We start from the raw sequence: 21554 nt of genomic DNA, 5'->3' as shown, positions 1-21554 counted from the left end.
CTTTATTTGGCATCGCTTGGGGCATTATCATTGCCATTGCGACTGCCACCGTGATTGCCAAAGTCCACCTTGGGAGCGGTTGAGATGGCGGTTTCATTTTCGACAGTAAAATTTAGCTTGGTGTGTAGCCCAAACACTTTGGCGGTCAGATTGGTGGGGAATTGACGCACGGTGGTATTGTAGGTGCGAACTTCTTGGATATAGCGGTTGCGTGCCACAGCGATGCGGTTTTCGGTGCCTTCAAGCTGGGCTTGCAAATCTTGGAACACAGCATCCGCCTTTAGCTCTGGATAACGCTCAGACACCGCCATCAAGCGAGACAATGCCGAACCCATCTGAGCCTGTGCTTCTTGATATTGCTGCATCGCCTGTGGGTCGTTGAGCGTCTCAGGGGTCAGCTGCACGCTGCCGACTTTGGCACGAGCTTGTGCTACTTCACTAAAAACGCTCTGCTCATGCGTCGCATAACGCTCTGCCACTTGTACCAAATTGGGTACCAAATCCGCTCGGCGTTGGTATTGATTGACCACTTCTGACCATGCGGCGTTGGTTTGCTCATCTTGGGCTTGCAAGGTGTTATAGCCACAGCCTGACAGCCCAAGCGTCGCCACCAAAATGCTGGATAATAGCAGTTGTTTTTTCATCATCATCTCCAATTTTTGATAATTAATAAATTTAATATATAAATAAACTTATCATTGCAACCAATATTTCGTAAACTTAGCACGGATAATTATTGGTCATTTACCCATACCATAGCGTTTTTGGGCAAATTTTGCAATCAAGCTTACCAAAAACAGACAAACTGCCCAAAAGCTTTATCATTTGCACACGCCGAAATGATAAATCTTTCCCTATTTGCTCAATTTGGCTTATAATACCACAATCGTATTGAGTGTTTTGTGTGTTCTGGATTTATTAAGGAAATCTGATGAATCGTAATTTTAAAGTTATCTTTAACCACGCCACTGGCGTATGGCAATGTGTCAGCGAGCTGGCTCGTGCCAAAGGCAAAAGTAAAAGCAAAACCGTCAAAGCCGCTGCTTTGGCAACTGCCATCATGGCAAGCCACGCATGGGCAACTGATTACACCGCCAACACAACCGTTTCACAAGATCTTTACACCGTCAAAAATGATACCATCTCTGGCAAAAATGTGACGGTGGAATTTCAAGATTTAAACATTGGAGTTGATGGCAAACTACTGATCAAAGATGGTGCAACCGCCATTGCCAATTCCGCTGTCATCGATCATGGTGGCGATATTACGCTAGAGTCAGCACAGGGTATTCAAATCAAAGCCAAAGACCCCAAAGCACTCATTATTGGTGAAAATGCCGCTGGTACACTAACGCTGAATGCCGCAGAATATGCTATGGCACAATCTGGTCACAAACAAGATAGCAGCTTGGGAACGCTGGGCGGTGTGGTGCTTGGCGATTTTAATAACGCTCATGGCAAACTGACAACCAATGGCTATGTACCTATCAATATCAACGGCACTTTAATCATCGGCGAGCAGGGTCATGGTGAAGTTATCTTAAATGATAATTCACGATACGATGTTGGTCATGCCAGAGCTGATAATGTCACTTTGGGTGCTGACTCGACAGGCGTTGGTACATTTATCCTAAAGGATAGCACTTTTGTTACCAATGAACTTGTCGTTGGTAACAAAGGCACAGGTGTGCTAAAACTACAAGGCACAAATTCTGATGAGTATTTGACAGAGCTTGATGTTAAGCAAATCAGCCGTGGTGCAGATGCCAAATCGTCTAGCATCTATATTGATGGCGGCACCATCGGCATTACAGACGATCAGCCCAATTTATTTGCTGGTTTTGACCACAATGACACCATTGAAATCGGCAATCGTGGTGTAACATTTGAAACTCACAAAATCGCAACCACTACCAATGGTGAAGAACACTTGCCAATCTATGTTGCCATCAATCCAAATGCTGTCATCACTGGTGATGCTGGTAATTTCCGTTATTCTCTAAAAGATGATGACTTATTTGGTGGCTTTGCTAAATATGGTTTAGGCACGCTAGAAATTTCTGAAAAAAGCAAACAATTCAAAGGTGATATTGCCGTTACACAAGGTACGCTAAAAATTAACGGTAACTATACCATCAATAATGGCGAAAATCTTGTTATTGGTCTTTTGGACTGGAATGAAGATGGCAAAGTGGACGATGATGAAATAGGCAGATTGGTGGTTACTGGCACTGCCGATATTGGCAATGGTTATCTTAAAGTCTGGGCAGATGAAATCACCGAAAAACTGATCACTGGCGACAATCCAACAGGCGAATACAAAAATATCGTCAGTGCAGATAAATTGGTGGGTAAATTTAAGGGTGTATCTGTTTTATTAAATGAAGATGGTAGCACCATTGACACTTTATTAACCGCTGATTATAGCGATGCCAATAAAGTTCACTTGGTTATCAAACCAAAAGCAGAACAGCCAGCTGAACCGACAAAACCAGCGGAGCCTGAAAAACCAGCGGAAGAAGTTAAGCCAGTTCAACCTGAAAAACCTGTTGAGTCAAAACCTATTGAACCCATCAAGCCTGCAGAGAAACCTGCGGAGCAACCAAAACCAGCAGAGCCTGAAAAACCTGTTGAACCAACAGAGCCAGCCAAACCAGCTGAACCAAAGCCAACGGAAGAAGTTAAGCCAGCTGAACCGACAAAACCAGCGGAGCAACCTACCAAACCTGCTGAGAAACCAGCTGAGCCTGTTAAGCCAGCGGAACAACCTGTTGAAAAACCAACGGAGCAACCAAAACCAGCGGAACAGCCAGCTAAGCCTACAGAGAAACCTGCGGAAAAACCAGCTGAACAACCAGCCAAACCAGCTGAACCAAAGCCAGCGGAAGAAGTTAAACCAGCTGAACCTGTTCAACCTGAAAAACCAGTTGAGCCGACCAAACCAAATACAAGTTTTGCTAATGCTGCCAATGCCGAGCAATCAGCAAATCCGTCACTGGCACAGGCTTTGGATACTGCGATTGATAATGGTGGTTTACTGGGTACAACACTGACACTGACCAAACACGGCTTAAGCCAAGAACGCCTTGCCCAAGGTGTTAGCGAACTACAACCGCTACTGGTCGGCTCGGTCAATCGTATCATCTACGACACCCATCGTGATGCCATCAATGCCCTACCAACCGACAGCGACCGCAAACACACGCTGTGGGCAAAAGTTTTGGGCAATCAATCCACACTGGATCACCGCCCACAAGGCTTGGTCGGCTATGATAACACCAATAAGGGCTTTATCATCGGTGGTGATGCTGCCATTGGCAAAGGCACGCTGGGCATTGCAGCAGCTTATACCCAAAGCGATGCCGACACCGACAAGCACGCCATTTATCACGATGTTACCGCTAAGACCGCCCAAGCCATCGTTTATGGCGATTATGCGGTGGCGGATAATACCTTGTTGCACGGTCATATCGCTGTTGCTCGTAGCAATGTCGAAGGTGAACGCCGCATTCAGACTTTGACAAATAATCGCTCTACTACCGCCAAATCTGACTATGATGTCAATACCTACGGTGCTGGCATTGGCATTCGCCATCAAATCGGTGATGACAGCCGCAACATCACGCCATTTGCTCGCCTAGATTATGCCAAGGTTCGTTCAGATGCCTATCGTGAAACTGGTGCTGGTGTCTATAACCTTGATGTCGCCAAAGCCACTCATGAGCGTATCAGCACCACGGCTGGTGTATCGCTCAAACAAGCCATCACGCCAGAACTTGCCGTGACTGCCACCATCGCTGGCGTACTAGAAAATGGCGACAAGCGAACTGACATTACCGCCAGCTTTATCGGCAGCGACCGTCAATTTGACACCAAAGGCCATAAAATCGGCCGTGGTGCTGGCATTGCTAATCTGGGTGTGTCTTATGACATCACACCAAAAGTTAGCATCTCGGCGGCGTATGGTGGCGAATGGCGTTCACACTACGACAGCCAAGGCGGTGTCATCGGCATCAAAACCGTCTTTTAATGTTGGTTTTAGATTGTCTTTTGGTGATGATTGTTAATCATTTTAATCATTGCACAAGATAATCACACAACTGATTTTAAAATGACCATCAAGCAGCCCTATGCCAATTTGGTGCAGGGCTGCTTTTTTGGCTTTTATAGTAAGATTATTGTAAATTGGCTGAGATTATTTTTAAATTGGCTTGGCTGAAATTGATTTGAATTGGTTTGATTTGTATCATTTTTCTTGATAACCCAATGAATCCATCTGTTGATAAGAATTTAAAATTTTTGGTGAGATTGTTCAGATTTAATTTATATTTTATAACAAATTATTGGAACTTCTAAAAAATTTATAAATTTTTATGAAAAATTGCATTTTTTACTAGATTTTATTGGCGATTTGTGGCAAATTGCAATTATCTAAGTCAATATGTTGCAATCATGCCATTGATTGTGAAGTTTTGTATCAGACTTGGGCAAGTGGATTTGTACCAGTCAAGCGATGACTCATGAGCGGTCGGTGGGCGTTGGTTTTTGGCTTGGTCAATCAATCATGATTAAATCCCCTAATGACAACAAGGGATACGATAAGGAATGTGTTTATGGAAAGCGTGATTAATACGCTAAACGGCATTATTTGGAGTCCTGCACTGGTTTATCTGTGCTTGGCAGCCGGTTTGTTTTTTTCAATCATTACTCGTTTTATGCAGGTGCGTCATTTCAAAGAAATGCTCCGCTTGCTGTTTGCTCGCAATGACTCACCAGAAGGCATCAGCTCATTTCAGGCGTTGTCTGTGTCGCTGTCTGGCCGTGTCGGCATGGGCAATATCGCTGGTGTCGCCGCTGCCATTGGCTTTGGTGGCCCCAGTGCGGTCTTTTGGATGTGGGCAGTGGCATTTTTGGGTGCAGCCACCGCTTATGTCGAATCAACCCTAGGTCAGATTTATAAAGAAAATGACCGTGGGCAATACCGTGGCGGTCCTGCGTATTATTTTGAGAAATTTTTTGGCGGTGGCTTTGGTAAATTCTACGGCACTTTGGTCGCCATCTCGTTTTTGATTTCTTGCGGTCTGTTCTTGCCGGGCGTACAGTCAAACGGTGTCGTCAAAGCCATCACAGGCATCACTGGCGAAGGTGCGATGGTTGATACTGCTTTTGGTAATATCGGCACGAACACGCTGGTGGTTACGCTGGTGATTGTCGTTATTTTGGGCTTGATTATCTTTGGTGGTATCAAGCGTATCGCTCGTGTGGCAGAATTTGTCGTACCATTTATGGCATTGGGCTACATTTTGATGGCGGTATTGATTATTTTATTTAATATCGACAAGCTGCCTGATGTGGTTCGCTTGATTTTTAGCGATATTTGGTCAGCCCAAGCTGGCTTTGGTGCTGCCATCGGCTGGGGTATCAAGCGTGGCGTGTATTCTAACGAAGCTGGTCAAGGTACAGGCCCGCACCATGCTGCTGCTGCCGAAGTACAACACCCCGCCCAACAAGGCATCGTACAAGCGTTCTCTGTCTATGTCGATACGCTGTTTGTCTGCTCGGCGACGGCATTTATGATTTTGATGACTGGCATGTACAATATCCAAGGCACGCTGCCTGACGGTCAATTCCTTGTCCAAAATGTCGCCACCGATACCATCATCAATGGCCCTGCCTTTACTCAGATGGCGGTTTCTAGCATTTTTGGCCACTTTGGTAACATCTTTGTGGCGGTGGCGGTGTTCTTTTTCTCATTCACCACCATCATTGCCTATTATTATATCGCTGAAGTGAATGTCGCCTATTTGACTCGCTCAATGAAAAGTACAGCAGCACTGTTTATCATCAAACTGGTGCTAATCTTTGCCGTGGCTTATGGTGCGGTCAATAGCTCAGGCTATATCTGGACAATGGGCGATGTCGGTGCTGGTATGACCGCTTGGCTAAACATTGTCGGCATTTTGGTGATTTTCTTTATGGCAAAACCAACCCTGTTGGCACTCAAAGACTATGAAGCCCAACAAAAAGCTGGCATCAAAAAATACACCTTTGACCCTGTCAAATTGGGTATCAAAAACGCCACTTTCTGGGAAGAGCTGAACAAAAAGAATGCCCAAAAATAAGCCATTCTTAGATCATTAGCTCACTTCACCAACAGCACCAAAAGCCTTGTGATCAATTCACGGGGCTTTTGGTTTTTATCGCCATTTAATTTTTGACTGTCAATTTGCAACTTTTAATTCTTGAAGTTTAATTTTACAGTATGACGCTTGGCTTTTAGTTTTTAACTTTCAGCTTTTAACCTGCAATTCTCAGCTTTTATTGAAACTTAAATAAAAAAAAACTTGGCTTAAATTTAAGCCAAGTTTTTGAACTACTGGTCAAATCCAGTCAAATCAAATTAATCCGATCGGTCAGATCAGAAAAATCCCATCGCTTTTGGCGAATAGCTGACCAGTAGGTTTTTGGTTTGTTGATAATGATCAAGCATCATTTTGTGGGTTTCACGACCGATGCCTGATTTTTTGTAGCCGCCAAATGCCGCATGAGCAGGATAGATGTGGTAGCAGTTTGTCCACACACGCCCTGCCTGAATCGCTCGCCCAGCACGGTAGGCGGTCGTGCCATCACGAGACCACACGCCTGCACCCAGTCCGTACATGGTGTCATTAGCGATTGCCATCGCTTCATCGAAGTCCTTAAAGGTCGTTACCGCCAGCACAGGGCCAAAAATCTCTTCTTGGAAAATCTCCATGCTGTTTTCGCCCTTAAAGATGGTCGGCTCAATATAATAACCGCCTTCGACATCGTGGCGAGCTTCACCGCCTGTCAGCACTGCCGCCCCTTCGGCTTTGCCTTTGGCGATGCAGCCTAAAATTTTGTCCTGCTGCTCTTGTGATGCTTGAGCCCCAATCATCGTCTCGGTGTCCAGTGGGTGGCCTGTCTTGATACGGCGTACTCGCTCGACTGCTTTTTTCAAAAACGCTTCGGCGATACTTTCGTGTACCAAGGCACGAGATGGGCAAGTACAAACTTCGCCTTGGTTTAGGGCAAACATGGCAAAGCCTTCAAGTGCCTTGTCCAAAAACTCATCGTCCTTGTCCATCACATCAGCAAAGAACACATTGGGGGATTTGCCGCCCAGCTCCAAAGTGACTGGAATGATGTTTTTGGTGGCAAATTGCATGATTTTTTGACCGATTTCGGTTGAGCCAGTAAAGGCAACTTTGCCAATGCGTGGGTTGGTCGCCAAAGGTTCGCCAACTTCTGGCCCAAAGCCATTGACCACATTTAGCACGCCTGCTGGCAGCAAATCTTCAATCAGCTCAATCAGCACCATGATGCTCACAGGCGTCTGCTCGGCAGGTTTTAGCACCACGCAGTTGCCTGCCGCCAAGGCTGGGGCTAACTTCCATGCCGCCATCAAAATTGGGAAATTCCAAGGGATAATCTGTCCAACCACGCCGATCGGCTCATGAAAATGATACGCCACGGTGTCGGCATCAATCTGGGCAATCGAACCTTCTTGGGCTCGGATACAGCCAGCAAAATAACGGAAATGGTCAATTGCCAACGGAATGTCTGCCGCCAAAGTCTCACGGATAGGCTTGCCATTTTCCCAAGTTTCGGCAACAGCAAGCAGCTCCAAATTGGCTTCTAGGCGGTCGGCAATTTTTAGCAATAGGTTTGAGCGTTCGGTGGGTGATGATTGATTCCACGCATCTTTGGCGGCGTGGGCAGCGTCCAAAGCCAGCTCAACATCTTTGGCATTGGATCTGGCAACCTTAGCAAAAGGCTTGCCGTCCACTGGAGAAATGTCGTCAAAATACTCGCCATCAACTGGGGCAACCCATTTGCCGCCAATGAAATTGTCGTATTTTTCTTTAAAAAAGACTTTGCTGCCTTCGGTATTTGGATTGGCATAACGCATAAAACAACTCCTTTGTTCTGATTGATAGATACCAGGTTGGCACGCCATTTTTGGTGTACACATGACTTGGTTTATCTATCATGCATCAATTTGGGGCGAAAAGCAAGTTTATTTGCCAATTTTATCCACGCCATCACGCCAGTCAATCGCTCAATGATTTGTCCAAAACCTGTCCAAGATTTGCTCAATGATTTGCTCAATTGCTTGCTAACTTGATGATAATTTTGATAAAAATTTGATAACAGTTTGCCAAAAATTTGCCAAATTTATCCTGCTGATTTTAACCAATGATTGAGCAAAGATGCATTTTTATCAAAGGCTTATCAAAGGTTTTAAATTTTAAAATCAAAAACGCCCCAAAATTACATGAATTTTAGAGCGTTTTTAACTCAGATTTGGCTAAACTTTAACCAAATTTTAGCTGGGTTTTAACCAAGTTTGGCATAAGTTTTGTCAGCTTTTAATCAATTGATAACCAATTATTTGCTCAAAGCTGCCTTAAATGTGTCCAATTTGGTCTCGCCAAGCAGCACTTGGGTCAGCTGTCCTTGATGATAAATCAATAACGCTGGCGGCCCAAACAACTGATAGCGTGCCAATATCGCTTGGCTGTTTTCGTTGGTTTCGCTGATGTCGAGCTTGACCACTTGATATTCTGCCAACTGCTCTGGGCGATTGGTAAACAAAGTGCGTTCCATGATTCGGCATTCGATACACCAATCGGCAGTTACATCAACCAGTACCTTATCATGGCTTGCCAATACAGCATCAAGCTGTGCCAGCGTTTCGGCATGAATGTCTGGCTGAGCGATTTGGCTGGCGGTCGGTTTTTGCCATGGGTGCCATGCGTCCGCCGAACCTAGGCTCACGCCATACAGCAGCACGATTGCCCACGCCATCGGAATGATTGCCAACGCTCTAAAAATGCGTGTATGACGACCAACAGCAACGAACAGCCAAGCCGCCAATGCCACAAACCACACCGCCCACAGTGCCAGCATTGCCGAATTGAGCAGCACTCGCTCAATCAACAGCAACGCCACGCCAAGTAGCAAAAATCCGCCCAGCGTGCGAATGTGCTGCATCCACGCACCAGATTTTGGCATCCATTTGCCCTGCATCGTGCCAATAATCATCAGCGGTACAGATAAACCAAGCCCAAACGCAAACAAGGCAGCAAAGCCAAACAGCACATTATTACTGGTCGCCACAAAGGTCAAAGCCCCTGCCATCGGTGCTGACACGCACGGCGACACCACCAAAGCGGACAAAAGACCCGACAAATAACTGCCTGCCAATGTCCCAAGCCACTTATCCGCCGCTTGGGATTTGGCGGACAATTTGTCCGAAATGGCACTGGGCAATCTCAACTGCAGCCAGCCAAACATCACCAAAGCAAAAATCACAAACAAAGCAGCAACGACCATCAGCACTTCGGCACGCTGCAACCAAGTGGCGATGCCCAACGCCTGCCCAAACCATGCCGTCAATGCCCCCAAAATGCCATAAGCACTGGACACGCCCACGCCATACGCCAACGACAACATAAAGCCACGCTTGGCATTGGCTTTGGCGTGCTGTTTGGCGACAATGTTCGCCACAATCGGAATCATCGGATACACACACGGTGTAAATGACAACAAAAGCCCCGCCAGTAATAACAGCCCAATAAATAAAATCGGCGTTGTCGTCTCTTTTTCCACCGCAGGCAAGCTGTGATTTAGCGTATATTTGCCATCATCAGCTGCGTCATCTGCCGCCACTTCATCAGATGCACTTGCCAATGCTGCATCATCTTGGGCAGTTTTTTCGTCATCGTTTGGCTGCTCAAGCAGATTTTGGTCATCGGCATTGTCCGCCGTTGTATTTTGGGCGGTGTCGGCCGCTGTATCTTGGGCAGCCAGATTGCTGTTTTTATCGTCTGCTTTATCGGCAGTTTTGGCATCAGATGCTGATTTGTCCGCATCGGTTTTTTGTTGTGCCAACTGAGTAGCGGTTTTGTCGTTTTTATCGGCTTTGTCGGATTTGTCGGCAGTTTTGGTATTGCTGATTTTGTTGCCAGCTTTGTCATCAGCTTTTGGGTTGGCGGTTGTTTCGCCAGTTTTTGCTAAGTTTTTGGCGTCCGAAGTTTTGGCGTGCGTTGCCAAATTCACCTTTAGCACGGTGTTTTGGGGCGGATAGCACAGCCCTGCCTTGGCACAGCCCTGCCAGCGAATGGTAATCGGCTGATTACTCATCTGGCTTGTGCTGGTTAGGCGAGTGCGCGCGACGACATTTTCTTCAAACACAGGCACAGAGCCAAAAGTCGGATCATCAATCAGATTGGCCTGCTTATCAAAAGTCCACGGCTCAGCAGTGATGCCATCAGGCAGTTTTAGCGATAAGCGGTTTTGGTAGATGTAATGCTTGGGCGTTACGGTGAATTTGACCACCAATTCATCACCCATTTGTGTAGGCTTGATTGCAAAAGCCTTTTCAACTGGCAAAAACTCTGGCTGATCGTCTGCTTGAGCAAACAATGTCGTCAAATCGTTGGCGTGTGCTGATACGCTCGGCAATGACCCCACGCCCAGCACGGCAGCAGTAAAAATTGGCAAATACGCCCAAGTTTTTTGTAACACGACACACCCCCAAAAGACCAAATGATAACGATAAAATTCTAATCAATCAGCGATGGCAATTGGCAATACGCAAAAATACGCCAATCCATGCCATTCACCGCTGATTATGGCATAATAACAAATTGTGATATGATAACACAAAAATATCACACAATGCTTATCCAGTCGGCATAAATTTTTACAATTTGTTATCGCTGGGTCATCGCCAGTCAAATTTAGCGACTTTGACGGCGATAATCAAGACTTGTTTTGGTAATCCTTTGGTGGTTTTTGGGTAGTTTTTTAAATAAGTTTAGATAAGTTTGGGCAATTGATTAAATGGGTTTTGGCAAATTGCGGATAAATTTCAAGCAAATTGCGGATAAATGGTGAGCAAGTGGCAAACTTAAGCAATTTTAGCAATTTTCCCAATCGATAGATTGACCAATCAACTGGGAAAATTGTCGCCAAATCAATCGTCTGTATTGTCCACATTATCCGCATCGCCAAACGATGCTTGTCGACTGCTCTCAAACTCCACCCAAACGGCACTTAAAATCGCCAACAGCACCGCAAAACCCAAGCCCAAAATCCAAGCAAAATACCACATGGTTACTCCTTTTGTTATTGATACGGTTAATTTTTAATGTTCATTTGGCTTATTTTTGATTTTATAAAGTCAATTAACAATTAAATTTATCAAATAAACTTGCCAAATGATCATGATTAGTAAACCGTGTGTTCGTTTTCTTTAATATACGCCTTGGTTACTTTGCCACGCATCACCGCATAACCCCAGCTGGTATAAGCCAGCACCACAGGCAGCAGCACAACCACCGCATACAGCATAATCATCAAGGTCAAATGGCTCGATGTCGAATCCCAAACGGTGAGACTGGAGCGTGGATCGGCAGACGATGGCATATAAAATGGAAATAACGCCACGCCAGCGGTGGCAATCACACCAAGCACTGCCACACTTGAAGTAACAAACGCCAGCAAAGTGCGATTGAATTTTAGTAATACCGCCGTCAATAATGGCATCAACACGCCAAGCAGCGGTATCGTCCATAAGGCAGGATAATCGGCGTAATTATTGAGCCATGCACCTGCTTGGATTTGTACTTGTTTGGCCAAAGGGTCAATCACGCCATTGGTATCAATCTCACCCACCAGCACATAGCCATCAAGCTGATACACCCAAAAACCTGCCACCACAAACAGCAGCACCGTCAAAACTGCCGCCAAGCTGGCTGCTGCTTTGGCTCGCTGATGTATGCCGTCTGTCGTACGATGTGCCAAATAAACACCGCCTTGCATGGTGAGCATCGCCACGCTCACCCCGCCACAAAGCAGGGCAAATGGCGTCAGCAGCTGCCAAAATGTCCCTGTGTACATTGACAGTAAATTTTGGTCAAGGGTAAATGGCACGCCCAGCAGTAAATTGCCAAACGCCACGCCAAAGATTAACGCAGGCACGACAGAGCCAACAAATAGCAGCCAATCCCACACGCTACGCCATGTGTCGTTTTTTATCAAACTGCGATATTTAAAACCCACAGGACGAAAAAATAACGCCCACAATGCCGCAATCAACGCCCAATAAAAACCGCTAAACGCCGTGGCATACACCAAAGGCAATGCCGCAAAAACCGCCCCACCTGCAGTGATGAACCAGACTTGGTTGCCTTCCCAATGTGGGCCAATGGTATTGACAATCACACGGCGTTCGCTGTCATCTCGACCCACAAAAGGTAGCAATGCACACACGCCAATATCATGACCGTCCATAATCGCAAAGCCAATGAGCAGCACACCAACCAGCAGCCACCAAATCCACTTTAGCGTTTCATAATCAAATAACATCTCACACACCCCTTTGCTTATTTATTTGGCTTGATTAAAAAAGCCGATGATTGCTCACCAAAATATTTGCCCGTTCCTAGCGATGCTGGGCCTAGACGCACATATTTGACCATCAAATACATCTCAACCACCGCCAAAATCACATAAAACAGCACAAAGCCGAGCAGCGACCACAACACATGAGCAGCGTCAATATTTGACACCGACAAATGCGTTGGCAAAACCCCATAAACTGTCCACGGCTGACGGCCATATTCGGCGACAAACCAACCTGCTTCAAGAGCAATCCAAGGTGCTGGTATCATGTACAGAGCAAACTTAAGCAGCCATGGTTTTGATAAAAAATCACCCCGCAAAGTAAAAAACAAGCACAAAGCGTATAAAATCAACATCAAAAATCCCATGCCAACCATCACACGAAATGTCCAAAACATCGGCGTCACCGCTGGCACACTGTCATCGACCGCTTGGGCAATCATCGCTGGCGTGACGGCGTCCATATCGCTGGTGTATTTTTTGAGCAAAAGCCCAAACCCCAAATCGTCTTTGTGAGCGGTAAATTCATCAATCAGTGCCTGCGGGTTGTCCACGCCATTGGTTTGATTGGCACGCATAATATCCAACGCCTTAACCGCCGTGATGCCATTAGTGATACGCTCTTCGTTGAGTTTTTTGATATCATTAATGCCCAAAATCTCAGTATCCACCGAACGAGTACCGATTAAGCCCATCACATACGGCACATGTAACGCCCAATCGTTTTTTTGCTCTTGTTCGTTAATGCCAGCAATGATATTAAATCCTGCTGGAGCAGGTTCGGTCTGCCACATCGCTTCCATCGTGGCAAGTTTGGTCTGCTGTGCTTGACCAATCGAATAACCTGACTCATCGCCCAGCACGATGGCACTACAAATCGCCGCAAACCCAAATGCCGCCGCCACATGAAAGCTGCGTTTGGCAAAGGCGACATCTCGCCCCTTAAGCAGATACCACGCCGAAACCCCCAGCACAAAAGACGCCCCTGTCACATAGCCTGCCGACACGGTATGCACAAATTTATTTTGGGCATCAGGATTTAGAAAAATCTGAGCAAAACTCACCATTTCCATACGCATGGTCTGATAGTTAAATTCAGCACCAACAGGGTTTTGCATCCAGCCATTTGCCACCAAAATCCACAACGCTGACAAACTGGTTCCCAATGCCATCAGCAAAGTGGTGGCAAAATGCTGCAGGCGAGACATTTTATCCCAACCAAAAAAGAACAAGCCAACCATCGTGGATTCAAGAAAAAACGCCATCAAGCCTTCGATGGCAAGTGGCGCACCAAACACATCACCGACATAGTGCGAATAATACGCCCAGTTGGTGCCAAATTGAAACTCCATGGTAATGCCTGTCGTTACGCCAAGCACAAAATTGATACCGAACAACTTACCCCAAAAGCGAGTCATATCCTTCCAAATCGCCTTGCCAGTCGTCAGGTACACCGCTTCCATGATGACCAAAATCCAAGTCATACCAAGCGTTAAAGGTACAAATAAAAAGTGAAATAATGCCGTTGCGGCAAATTGCAGCCGAGAAATATCCACCAAATGCTCGCTAATCATGCCAGCCCCCTTGTGTGATAAAAGCCTTACCGCCTTAAACCCAAAACACTGCCAGTGGCGGTTGCTTTTTGATTGCTTTTGGTAAAAACGCCATCAACGATGCCTAATGTTGCCAAGCTGCGATGATTGACTGATAACATTTTGCAAAATTTGCATAAAGCAACATTATATCGGATAAATTGTACAAATACTATACAAAGTTCAATAATTATTTCATGTATTTTATTTATATATTTAACAAAATATTGCAAAACCGTGCAAATTTACCAAAATAATCAAAAACGCCAAAAAAATAAAAATAAAACACGCCAAGTTATCTTAGCGTGTTTTATCAGATAAAATCAGATAAAGTGCATTGTCAATTTATTAATTTATCAGTAAATTTCACAAATTTGATAAATTTTAACCAATTTGACAAACTCACCAAATCAATGATCGGCAGGCACTTTATCCATGTCAATGTCAGGGTTTTTTGCCAAGTGAATCGCCGAGACGATCAAGCCGCCCCAAATCGCCACCATCGCAAAAATCATGATTACCAAAGTTAATGTTTGCATGTCAGTTGCTCCTTATTCTTCGTGCGATGAATGGCCTTTGATGCGTGGTAGCAAGAGTGCAATGATGGCACAGACAATCACCACACCCCAACCAAAGATGAGTTGCACGCTGGCAGGATAGCCGCCGTAGCCTTCGGTTGCCAATGATTTTAGGGTCAAGCCAAGCGTCACAATCAATGCCGCTGGTGTAACCACCGTCAGCATAAACGACCATACCGCACCCACTTTCATGCTTGAGATGGCATTGATGTGGTTAATCAGCACTGGCAATTTTTCACGGTTAAACCAAGTTACCCACACGATTGACAAAATCGCACCAAGGACGATGCCGATGTTATTGGCAAAGTTATCGATGATGTCCACAAAAGTGATGGCGTTTTGGGTAGCAAATAAGGCAATCGATATCACCGCCGAACCCACACCAACGATGGTAACGGCTTTGTTTTTTGACCAGCCAAATTTGTCCTGCACCGCCGAGATTGGCACTTGCAAAATCGATACCATCGAAGTTGCACCAGCGATGAACAGCGAGCCAAAGAACAAGATGCCAACCAAGTTGCCTGCATCGCCCATTGTTGAGATGATTTTTGGGAAAGCGATAAAGGCAAGACCGATGCCACCTTTGACCACTTCTGCCACTGGCACGCCTGACGCTTGAGCCATAAAGCCCAGCACCGAGAAAATGCCGATACCTGCCAACAGCTCAAACGATGAGTTGGCAAAACCGACCACCAAGCCTGATGCGGTCAGGTTGGCATTGCGATTTAGGTAGGACGCATAAGTTACCATGATACCAAAGCCGATGGACATGGAGAAAAACACATGGCCATAAGCCGCCAGCCAAACCTTTGGATCGGCCATTTTTTCCCAGTTTGGTGCAAAGAAAGTTTCTAGACCCAAAGTTGCCCCTGGTAGCATCACAGCACGAGCCACCAAAATACCAAACATCACCACCAGCAAGGGGATAAAAATTTTGTTTGATAATTCAACGCCTTTTTGGATACCACCATACAAAATGAACAAAATCAGTGCCCAGACAATCACCAAGCCTGTCAAAAGCTGCGATGAATAAGTCAGCGTTAATTCGCTGGCATTTTGTAGATAGGTGTTAAAGAAAAAGTTTTCGGTGTCTTCGCCCCATTGTTGCCCAAAGGCGAACAAGGTGTAGTTACCTGCCCAGCTCAAAACCGAAGCATAATAGATGCCGATGATGGTACACACCGCCACTTGCCACCAGCCGATGCCTTCGGCGGATTTGACCAAACGGCGATAAGCGGTCGGTGGTGCGCCTTTGTATTTTTGACCAACGACATAATCCAAAAACAGCAGCGGAAAACCAGCGGTTGCCAAGGCAATCAAATATGGCAAAAAGAAAGCACCGCCACCATTTTCATAAGAAACATAAGGGAAACGCCAAATATTCCCCAAACCAACGGCAGAACCAATCGCTGCCAAAATAAAGCCAGAGCGTGCTGACCAACTTTCTCGTTGTGCCGACATAAGCCCTCCAATTCATTCAATTCACTTCAGTTTATGAAGTATTCAATACCTTGCGGCAAGATTTGTTATACAAGATTTGTTATTTAATGATAAATCCATTACACCACATCTTTATGCCCAAGCCACCTAAGTCGCACAAGGCACACTTGCCGCACCCAATTTTTATTTTACAGTGTTTTATCCCTAAAGTTTGCCCAATCGTCAATCAGCAAATTCCAAGAAAGAAAACGACTAGCATAGTTTGAATTAACAATTAAGAAATGTCAAATAAAAACAAATAAAAAATTGTCATTATTAACAAAAAACCTGCAACAAATCGTTACAGGTTTGCAATATTGGCGGATTTTGGGACGATTTGAGACAATCTGAGCCGATTTGAGCTAACTTGACAAAATTTTGGTCAAATTGATAACAATGATTATGATGACTAAAACTTGCTCAAGTTTTTCAAGTTTTTTTAAAGCTGCTCAAAACTACTCAAAATTGCTCAAAGCTGTTCACATCGCCATTTGGTATTGAAATTTAGCTAAAATTCAATCAAAATAAAGATTTAACTAAACTCAACGCACCAAACCGCGCTTGCTGTGCTTGATTGAGTCAATCAACAGCTGCACTTTTGGCTCTTGTTCAAGTAAAGCATGAAGTTCAACCAACGCCTCATCACGCAATAGCCCCGAGCGAAAAATCACACGATAAGCCTCATCAATGACCTTAATCGTCTGTGCTGACCAGCCTTTGCGACGCATGCCTTCTTTGTTCAGTCCATGCGTTTTGGCAGGATTGCCCGAGACGGTTACAAATGCCGCCACATCTTTGACGATCAAACTTGCCCCACCGATCATGCTATAATCATCGATACGGCAAAATTGATGCACGCCAGACTGTCCACCGATAATCACATAGTTGCCGATGTGTGCATGCCCTGCCACACCGACATTATTGGCAAGCACATTGTGATCGCCTACCACGCAATCATGGGCAATATGCACATTGACCATTAATAGATTGTGGCTGCCGATGCGAGTGATGCCGCCATCTTGGGCAGTGCCACGGTGAATGGTGCAGGACTCACGAATGCGGTTATAATCGCCCACTTGCAGATAGGTATCTTCACCTTGATATTTCAAATCCTGCGGATTTTCGCCGACGCTGGCGAATTGATAGATGTCATTATACGCACCGATGCTGGTATTTTCGCCAACGATGACATGGCGACGCAGTACCGTATGAGCGCCGATTTTGCTGTTTTTGCCGATGATACAATAAGGGCCAATGGTTGCCGTTTCGTCAATCTTGGCACTGGGATCGATGATGGCGGTTGGGTGAATTGTCATGATTGTCTCCGATTTTGAAATGATTGAGCATAAGATTGAAAAATCATTTCATGCCATCAACCTTTTGGCGAGCAATCATAATCTCAGCACTGCAAGCCAACTGCCCTTCGACATGGGCGGTGCATTCAAATTTATAAATATCACGCTTATTCATCGTAGCTTTTGAGCGAATCACCAGCTGATCACCGGGCGTAACCAGCTTTTTAAAACGCACCTTATCCACACCAGCAAACAGATACAGATACCCATCGTCTGAAGTTTGGCCAGCACTGATAAAGCCCAACATGCCAGACAATTGTGCCATCGCTTCAACCATCAGCACGCCCGGCATGATTGGGTTATCAGGAAAATGGCCGTTAAACAACTCTTCGTTAATACTGATGTTTTTGTAACCAGTGATCCATTTGTTAGGACGGCAAGCAGTAACACGGTCAATGAGCATAAACGGATAACGATGCGGTAGATAGTGCTTGATTTGGTCATAGCGAAGTGGCAAGCTAATCCCACGCTCATCAAGTGCAGCGATGTCCGCTTCGGTGAGCAAATCAAAATCAATCTGTGCAACTGACATAAATTTTTCCTTACAATCCATAAAACTATTTTTCGCCCATCTGGCGGAATTTGACGGCTGCTCGTCGCCACTTTGCCTGTGGCATGGCAACTGTGCCTGATGAATAAGTCCCCGCTTCACTGATGTCGCCAATCACCATGCTCATGCCTGTGAAAGTTACGCCATCGGCGATGGTCAGATGACCATTAATCCCCACCGCACCACCGATGATGCAGTTTTTGCCAATCTTGGTGCTGCCTGCGATGCCAGCTTTGGCAGCGATTGCTGTGCCTTGTCCGATGTGTACATTGTGGGCAATTTGCACCAAATTATCAATAATCACATCGTCAGCAATGATGGTGTCTTCAACCGCACCACGGTCAATACAGGTGTTACTACCGATACGGACACGATTACCAATCACCACACGCCCCAGCTGGGCGATGCGTTGCCAGCGGACAGTGCCATCTGCCACCGTTGGAGCAAAGCCAAAGCCTTCTGAGCCGATACTGGCATGGCTGTGGATACGCACTTGCTCGCCAACCACACAACCGTGATGAATCACCACCGATGCGTCAATGTGGCTGTCATTGCCAATCACCACGCCATCGCCAATCACTGTATGCGTGCCAATCACCACGCCATCGCCAATCACCGCACCACGGCCGATGACCGCATAAGCACCAATGCTCACGCCTTGCCCCAGTTGAGCCGATGGGTCGATGATGGCGGTTGGGTGCTTATCGGCTGTCGCTGTCGGCACAAACAGCGTACTGATACAAGCATAGGCCAAATAAGCATCTTTGACGATGACAAGCTGGGTGCTTAGATTATCCGTATCAATCGCATCGACAAAGCGTGCCGATGCCAATACCACGCCTGCTTGCGTTGTCTTTAGATCGTCGGCGTATTTGGGTTGTGCCAAAAAAGCCACTTGTGAGCTTGTCGCAGTGGTCAAATTTGCCACGCCATCAATTGGCTTATCCAGTACCAAGCGGTCTTTGTTTTGTACCGCTTGGCGTGTCTCGATGGCATCGATAAGTTGAGCTAAAGTAATCATCAGAACACACTACCGATTTGGAATTGGACTTTGTCCGTTTCGTCCGTGTCTTTGCTATTAAACGCTTTGGCGTAGCTGATGGACAATGGACCAATCGGCGTGTACCAAGTCGCACCCACACCAGCACTATAACGCAGCTCTTTGTCTTGTTTTAATAGCGGATAGTTTAATGCTGCCGAACCTTGAGAAGTCTCAACATTTGGGTCGCCGTATTTGGCTAAGTTAATCGTTTCTTTGTCCAAGCCTGTGGTGTCAAAGACTTGACCCCCTTCGACAAACAGCACAGGACGCACTTGATCTACCCAGTCGCCTTTAAATGGCAATGGCAAAATCAACTCCGCCCCAAAAGTTGCCAAGGCGTTACCACCCACCACTTCGCCACGCAAAGTTTCTTTACTGCGTCTGGCGACATCGTACGCCTGCGAGCGTGGGCCTAGGCTGGATTGGTCGTAGCCACGCACCGAGCCATAGCCGCCAGCGTAGAAGTTTTCATAAAATGGCAAATCATTACCATAGCCTAAGCGTGCATAGCCACGCAGGACGCTCTTTTTGATAAATGGTCGGTAAATATTGCCTTGATAAACCACTTTTTGGTAGTTTTTATCGCCAAAGCCCAGTGTCAAATCCACATTGTGGCTCATGCCCTTAGTTGGGAATACAGGGCGGTCAAGGCTTGAATAGCTCCAGCCCAAAATCGCATTATAAGTGGTGTAGTCGTTTTGGAAGCTGACACCACCATCAAAGTCTGCCGTGCCGCCATCTTCCAAAATTTGCTTGACATTGCTGATACCCATGTAGCCGCCGCCACGCACTTTGGTGTTATCGACATTTAGGCCGGCACTCAGGCGCTGATGCTCATCGATCGGATAGCCATAGCTTAATGACGCACCCAGTGAGTCCAGCACATAGTTGCTGATGTTTTTGTTGTCGTATTTGGTTTTACGATAATAGGCGTTTAGACTTTGAGAGACGCCATTGGTGGTGAAATACGGATTGGTCAGACCCAAGTTATACACTTCACGAGTCTCAGAGCGTGAGAACGCCGCATTGACACGGTTGCCCGTTCCCATAAAGTTATTTTGGGAAACATCAAATTGGAAAGTTACACCGCCACTTTGCGAATAACCTGCGGCGATGGTTGATGAGCCTGATGGCTGCTCTTCGACCACAAAATTGACATCAATCTGATCTGGCGAATTGGGTACAGCACGAGTATCCACAGTCACATTCTTAAAAAACCCTGTTCGCATCAAGCGAGCTTGTGATAGCTGGATTTTTTGGTTGGACGCCAACGCCCCTTCCAGCTGACGCATCTCTCGGCGTAGCACTTCGTCTTTGGTCTTAAAGTTCCCTGTAAAATTGATACGGCGAACATACACAGGACGCACAGGATCGATATAATAATCCACACCAACCGTGCGATTGGCATCATCAATGTGCATCACTGGACGAATTTGAGCATAATAATAGCCATCATCGCCAAATTTACTGCCGATTTCTAAAGCGGTCTGATCCAGCTTGGCTTGTGAATAACCTTCACCTGTCTTAAAGGTAAGTAGCTTAGCAAGCTCTGGCTCTGGATAGGTCAAATTGCCCAAAAATTTGATGTCGCCAAATTGGTACTGCTGACCTTCATTCACCAAAATCTCAATAAAGACCTTGTTTTGATCTTCGTCAATATTGAGCTTGGCGTCTTTGACTTCAAATCGGACAAAACCAGCGTTGAGATATTTGGCACGCAATTTTTCAAGGCTTGCCACCAATTTTTCTTGGCTATAACGGTCTGCCTTGGACAGCGGATTAATCTTATGGTCTTTGATTGCCAATTCATCAATCAAATCTTTATCGCTAAAATGCTCATTGCCAATGATATTAATATCCACCACACGAGCAGGCTTACCTTCGGCAAAAATCAAATCCAACCGCACACGGTTGCCATCAAGCTCGGTTTGCTTAATGCTGATTTCGGTGTTGTAGTAGCCTTGTGAGATGTATTGATTGGTCAGCTCTGATTCAATGAGCTGCACGGTGGATTGTTTGAGCGGCTGACCCACAGTCAAGCCCACGCTTTTTAGGCCTTCTTGCAAGCCTTCTTTGGGAATTAGGCGGTTGCCGTCAAAGTTAATCTCGGCAATCAATGGGCGTTCGGTAACTTGATAAATAATGCGTCCGTCTTGGTGATAGACCTGCACATCAGAAAAATTCCCTGTGGCATACAGTGCCTTTACCCCTTCGGCAAGCTGCTCATCGCTAACCGCTTGACCTGTGCGAATCGGCAAAACCGTCTGCAAACTTTCGATAGTAACCCGCTGCAAGCCTGTGATGGCAATGTCGGTTGCCATGACATCTGCCGCCTGAGCTTGGGTTGCCATCATCACGACAGCCAAGGCAAGGGCATTGAATTTAAAACCTTTCAAAGATGTATTATTCATAAGTCTATCCAAACTTAATTTTAAAATTTATATAAAAAATCAACCGTCTGCACCACAAAATGACGCATTGGCCAAATTTACATTGTGTAAAGGTAAGCCAAAAAGTTAAATTTAG

14 protein-coding genes are annotated in these 21554 nt (G+C 45.8%); 2 read left to right on the top strand and 12 right to left on the bottom strand.

Features of this window, described 5'->3' with window-relative positions:
• Positions 1-2: 2 nt before the first annotated feature.
• Positions 3-650 (bottom strand): LemA family protein, encoded by a 648-nt coding sequence (locus ACFBZI_RS06370; protein WP_375715556.1) that lies wholly within the window; start codon positions 648-650, stop codon positions 3-5.
• A 281-nt stretch (positions 651-931) separates the two neighbouring features.
• Between ACFBZI_RS06370 and ACFBZI_RS06365 the strand changes: the two genes are divergently transcribed.
• Together ACFBZI_RS06365 and ACFBZI_RS06360 are read left to right on the top strand one after the other, a co-directional pair.
• Complete coding sequence (locus tag ACFBZI_RS06365) at positions 932-4030, top strand: autotransporter domain-containing protein (RefSeq protein ID WP_375715555.1); 3099 nt, start codon at positions 932-934, stop codon at positions 4028-4030.
• A 583-nt stretch (positions 4031-4613) separates the two neighbouring features.
• A complete protein-coding gene (locus ACFBZI_RS06360; protein ID WP_375715554.1) occupies positions 4614-6122 on the top strand; it encodes an alanine/glycine:cation symporter family protein in 1509 nt (502 codons plus the stop codon).
• Between the two features lie 296 nt (positions 6123-6418).
• Here ACFBZI_RS06360 and exaC read toward each other — a convergent pair whose 3' ends face one another.
• The 11 genes from exaC to bamA all read right to left on the bottom strand — a co-directional run bounded on the left by exaC (position 6419) and on the right by bamA (position 21439).
• A complete protein-coding gene (exaC, locus tag ACFBZI_RS06355; protein ID WP_375715553.1) occupies positions 6419-7930 on the bottom strand; it encodes an acetaldehyde dehydrogenase ExaC in 1512 nt (503 codons plus the stop codon).
• Positions 7931-8409: 479 nt separating this feature from the next.
• Positions 8410-10551, bottom strand: coding sequence for a protein-disulfide reductase DsbD (locus ACFBZI_RS06350; RefSeq protein ID WP_375715552.1), 2142 nt, complete (start codon positions 10549-10551; stop codon positions 8410-8412).
• A 451-nt stretch (positions 10552-11002) separates the two neighbouring features.
• Complete coding sequence (gene cydX, locus ACFBZI_RS06345; protein WP_375715551.1) at positions 11003-11140, bottom strand: cytochrome bd-I oxidase subunit CydX; 138 nt, start codon at positions 11138-11140, stop codon at positions 11003-11005.
• Positions 11141-11256: 116 nt separating this feature from the next.
• On the bottom strand, positions 11257-12396 hold the full coding sequence (gene cydB, locus ACFBZI_RS06340) for a cytochrome d ubiquinol oxidase subunit II (RefSeq protein ID WP_375715550.1): 1140 nt from the start codon (positions 12394-12396) through the stop codon (positions 11257-11259).
• 17 nt (positions 12397-12413) lie between these two features.
• The gene (locus ACFBZI_RS06335) at positions 12414-14006 is read right to left on the bottom strand and encodes a cytochrome ubiquinol oxidase subunit I (protein WP_375715549.1); all 1593 of its coding nucleotides are present in this window, start codon (positions 14004-14006) and stop codon (positions 12414-12416) included.
• Between the two features lie 428 nt (positions 14007-14434).
• Entirely contained in the window at positions 14435-14563 is a 129-nt protein-coding gene (locus tag ACFBZI_RS06330) for a methionine/alanine import family NSS transporter small subunit (protein ID WP_375715548.1), read from the bottom strand.
• Between the two features lie 12 nt (positions 14564-14575).
• Positions 14576-16063 carry a sodium-dependent transporter gene (locus ACFBZI_RS06325; protein WP_375715547.1) on the bottom strand — a complete coding sequence of 496 codons (1488 nt, stop codon included), beginning with the start codon at positions 16061-16063 and terminating at the stop codon, positions 14576-14578.
• A 560-nt stretch (positions 16064-16623) separates the two neighbouring features.
• Entirely contained in the window at positions 16624-17397 is a 774-nt protein-coding gene (gene lpxA / locus ACFBZI_RS06320; RefSeq protein WP_375715546.1) for an acyl-ACP--UDP-N-acetylglucosamine O-acyltransferase, read from the bottom strand.
• A 43-nt stretch (positions 17398-17440) separates the two neighbouring features.
• Positions 17441-17968: a 3-hydroxyacyl-ACP dehydratase FabZ gene (gene fabZ, locus ACFBZI_RS06315; RefSeq protein WP_375715545.1), complete on the bottom strand. Its 528-nt coding sequence runs from the start codon at positions 17966-17968 to the stop codon at positions 17441-17443.
• A gap of 25 nt (positions 17969-17993) precedes the next feature.
• Entirely contained in the window at positions 17994-19007 is a 1014-nt protein-coding gene (lpxD, locus tag ACFBZI_RS06310) for a UDP-3-O-(3-hydroxymyristoyl)glucosamine N-acyltransferase (RefSeq protein ID WP_375715544.1), read from the bottom strand.
• A complete protein-coding gene (gene bamA, locus ACFBZI_RS06305) occupies positions 19007-21439 on the bottom strand; it encodes an outer membrane protein assembly factor BamA (RefSeq protein WP_375715543.1) in 2433 nt (810 codons plus the stop codon). Before bamA ends, lpxD begins: the two co-directional genes overlap by 1 nt.
• Positions 21440-21554: the final 115 nt, after the last annotated feature.

The organism is Moraxella marmotae (assembly GCF_042219885.1).
Classification (GTDB): domain Bacteria; phylum Pseudomonadota; class Gammaproteobacteria; order Pseudomonadales; family Moraxellaceae; genus Moraxella; species Moraxella marmotae.
Note: the sequence above shows the minus strand (reverse complement) of the source record. Positions and strands in the feature narration are given on the sequence as shown.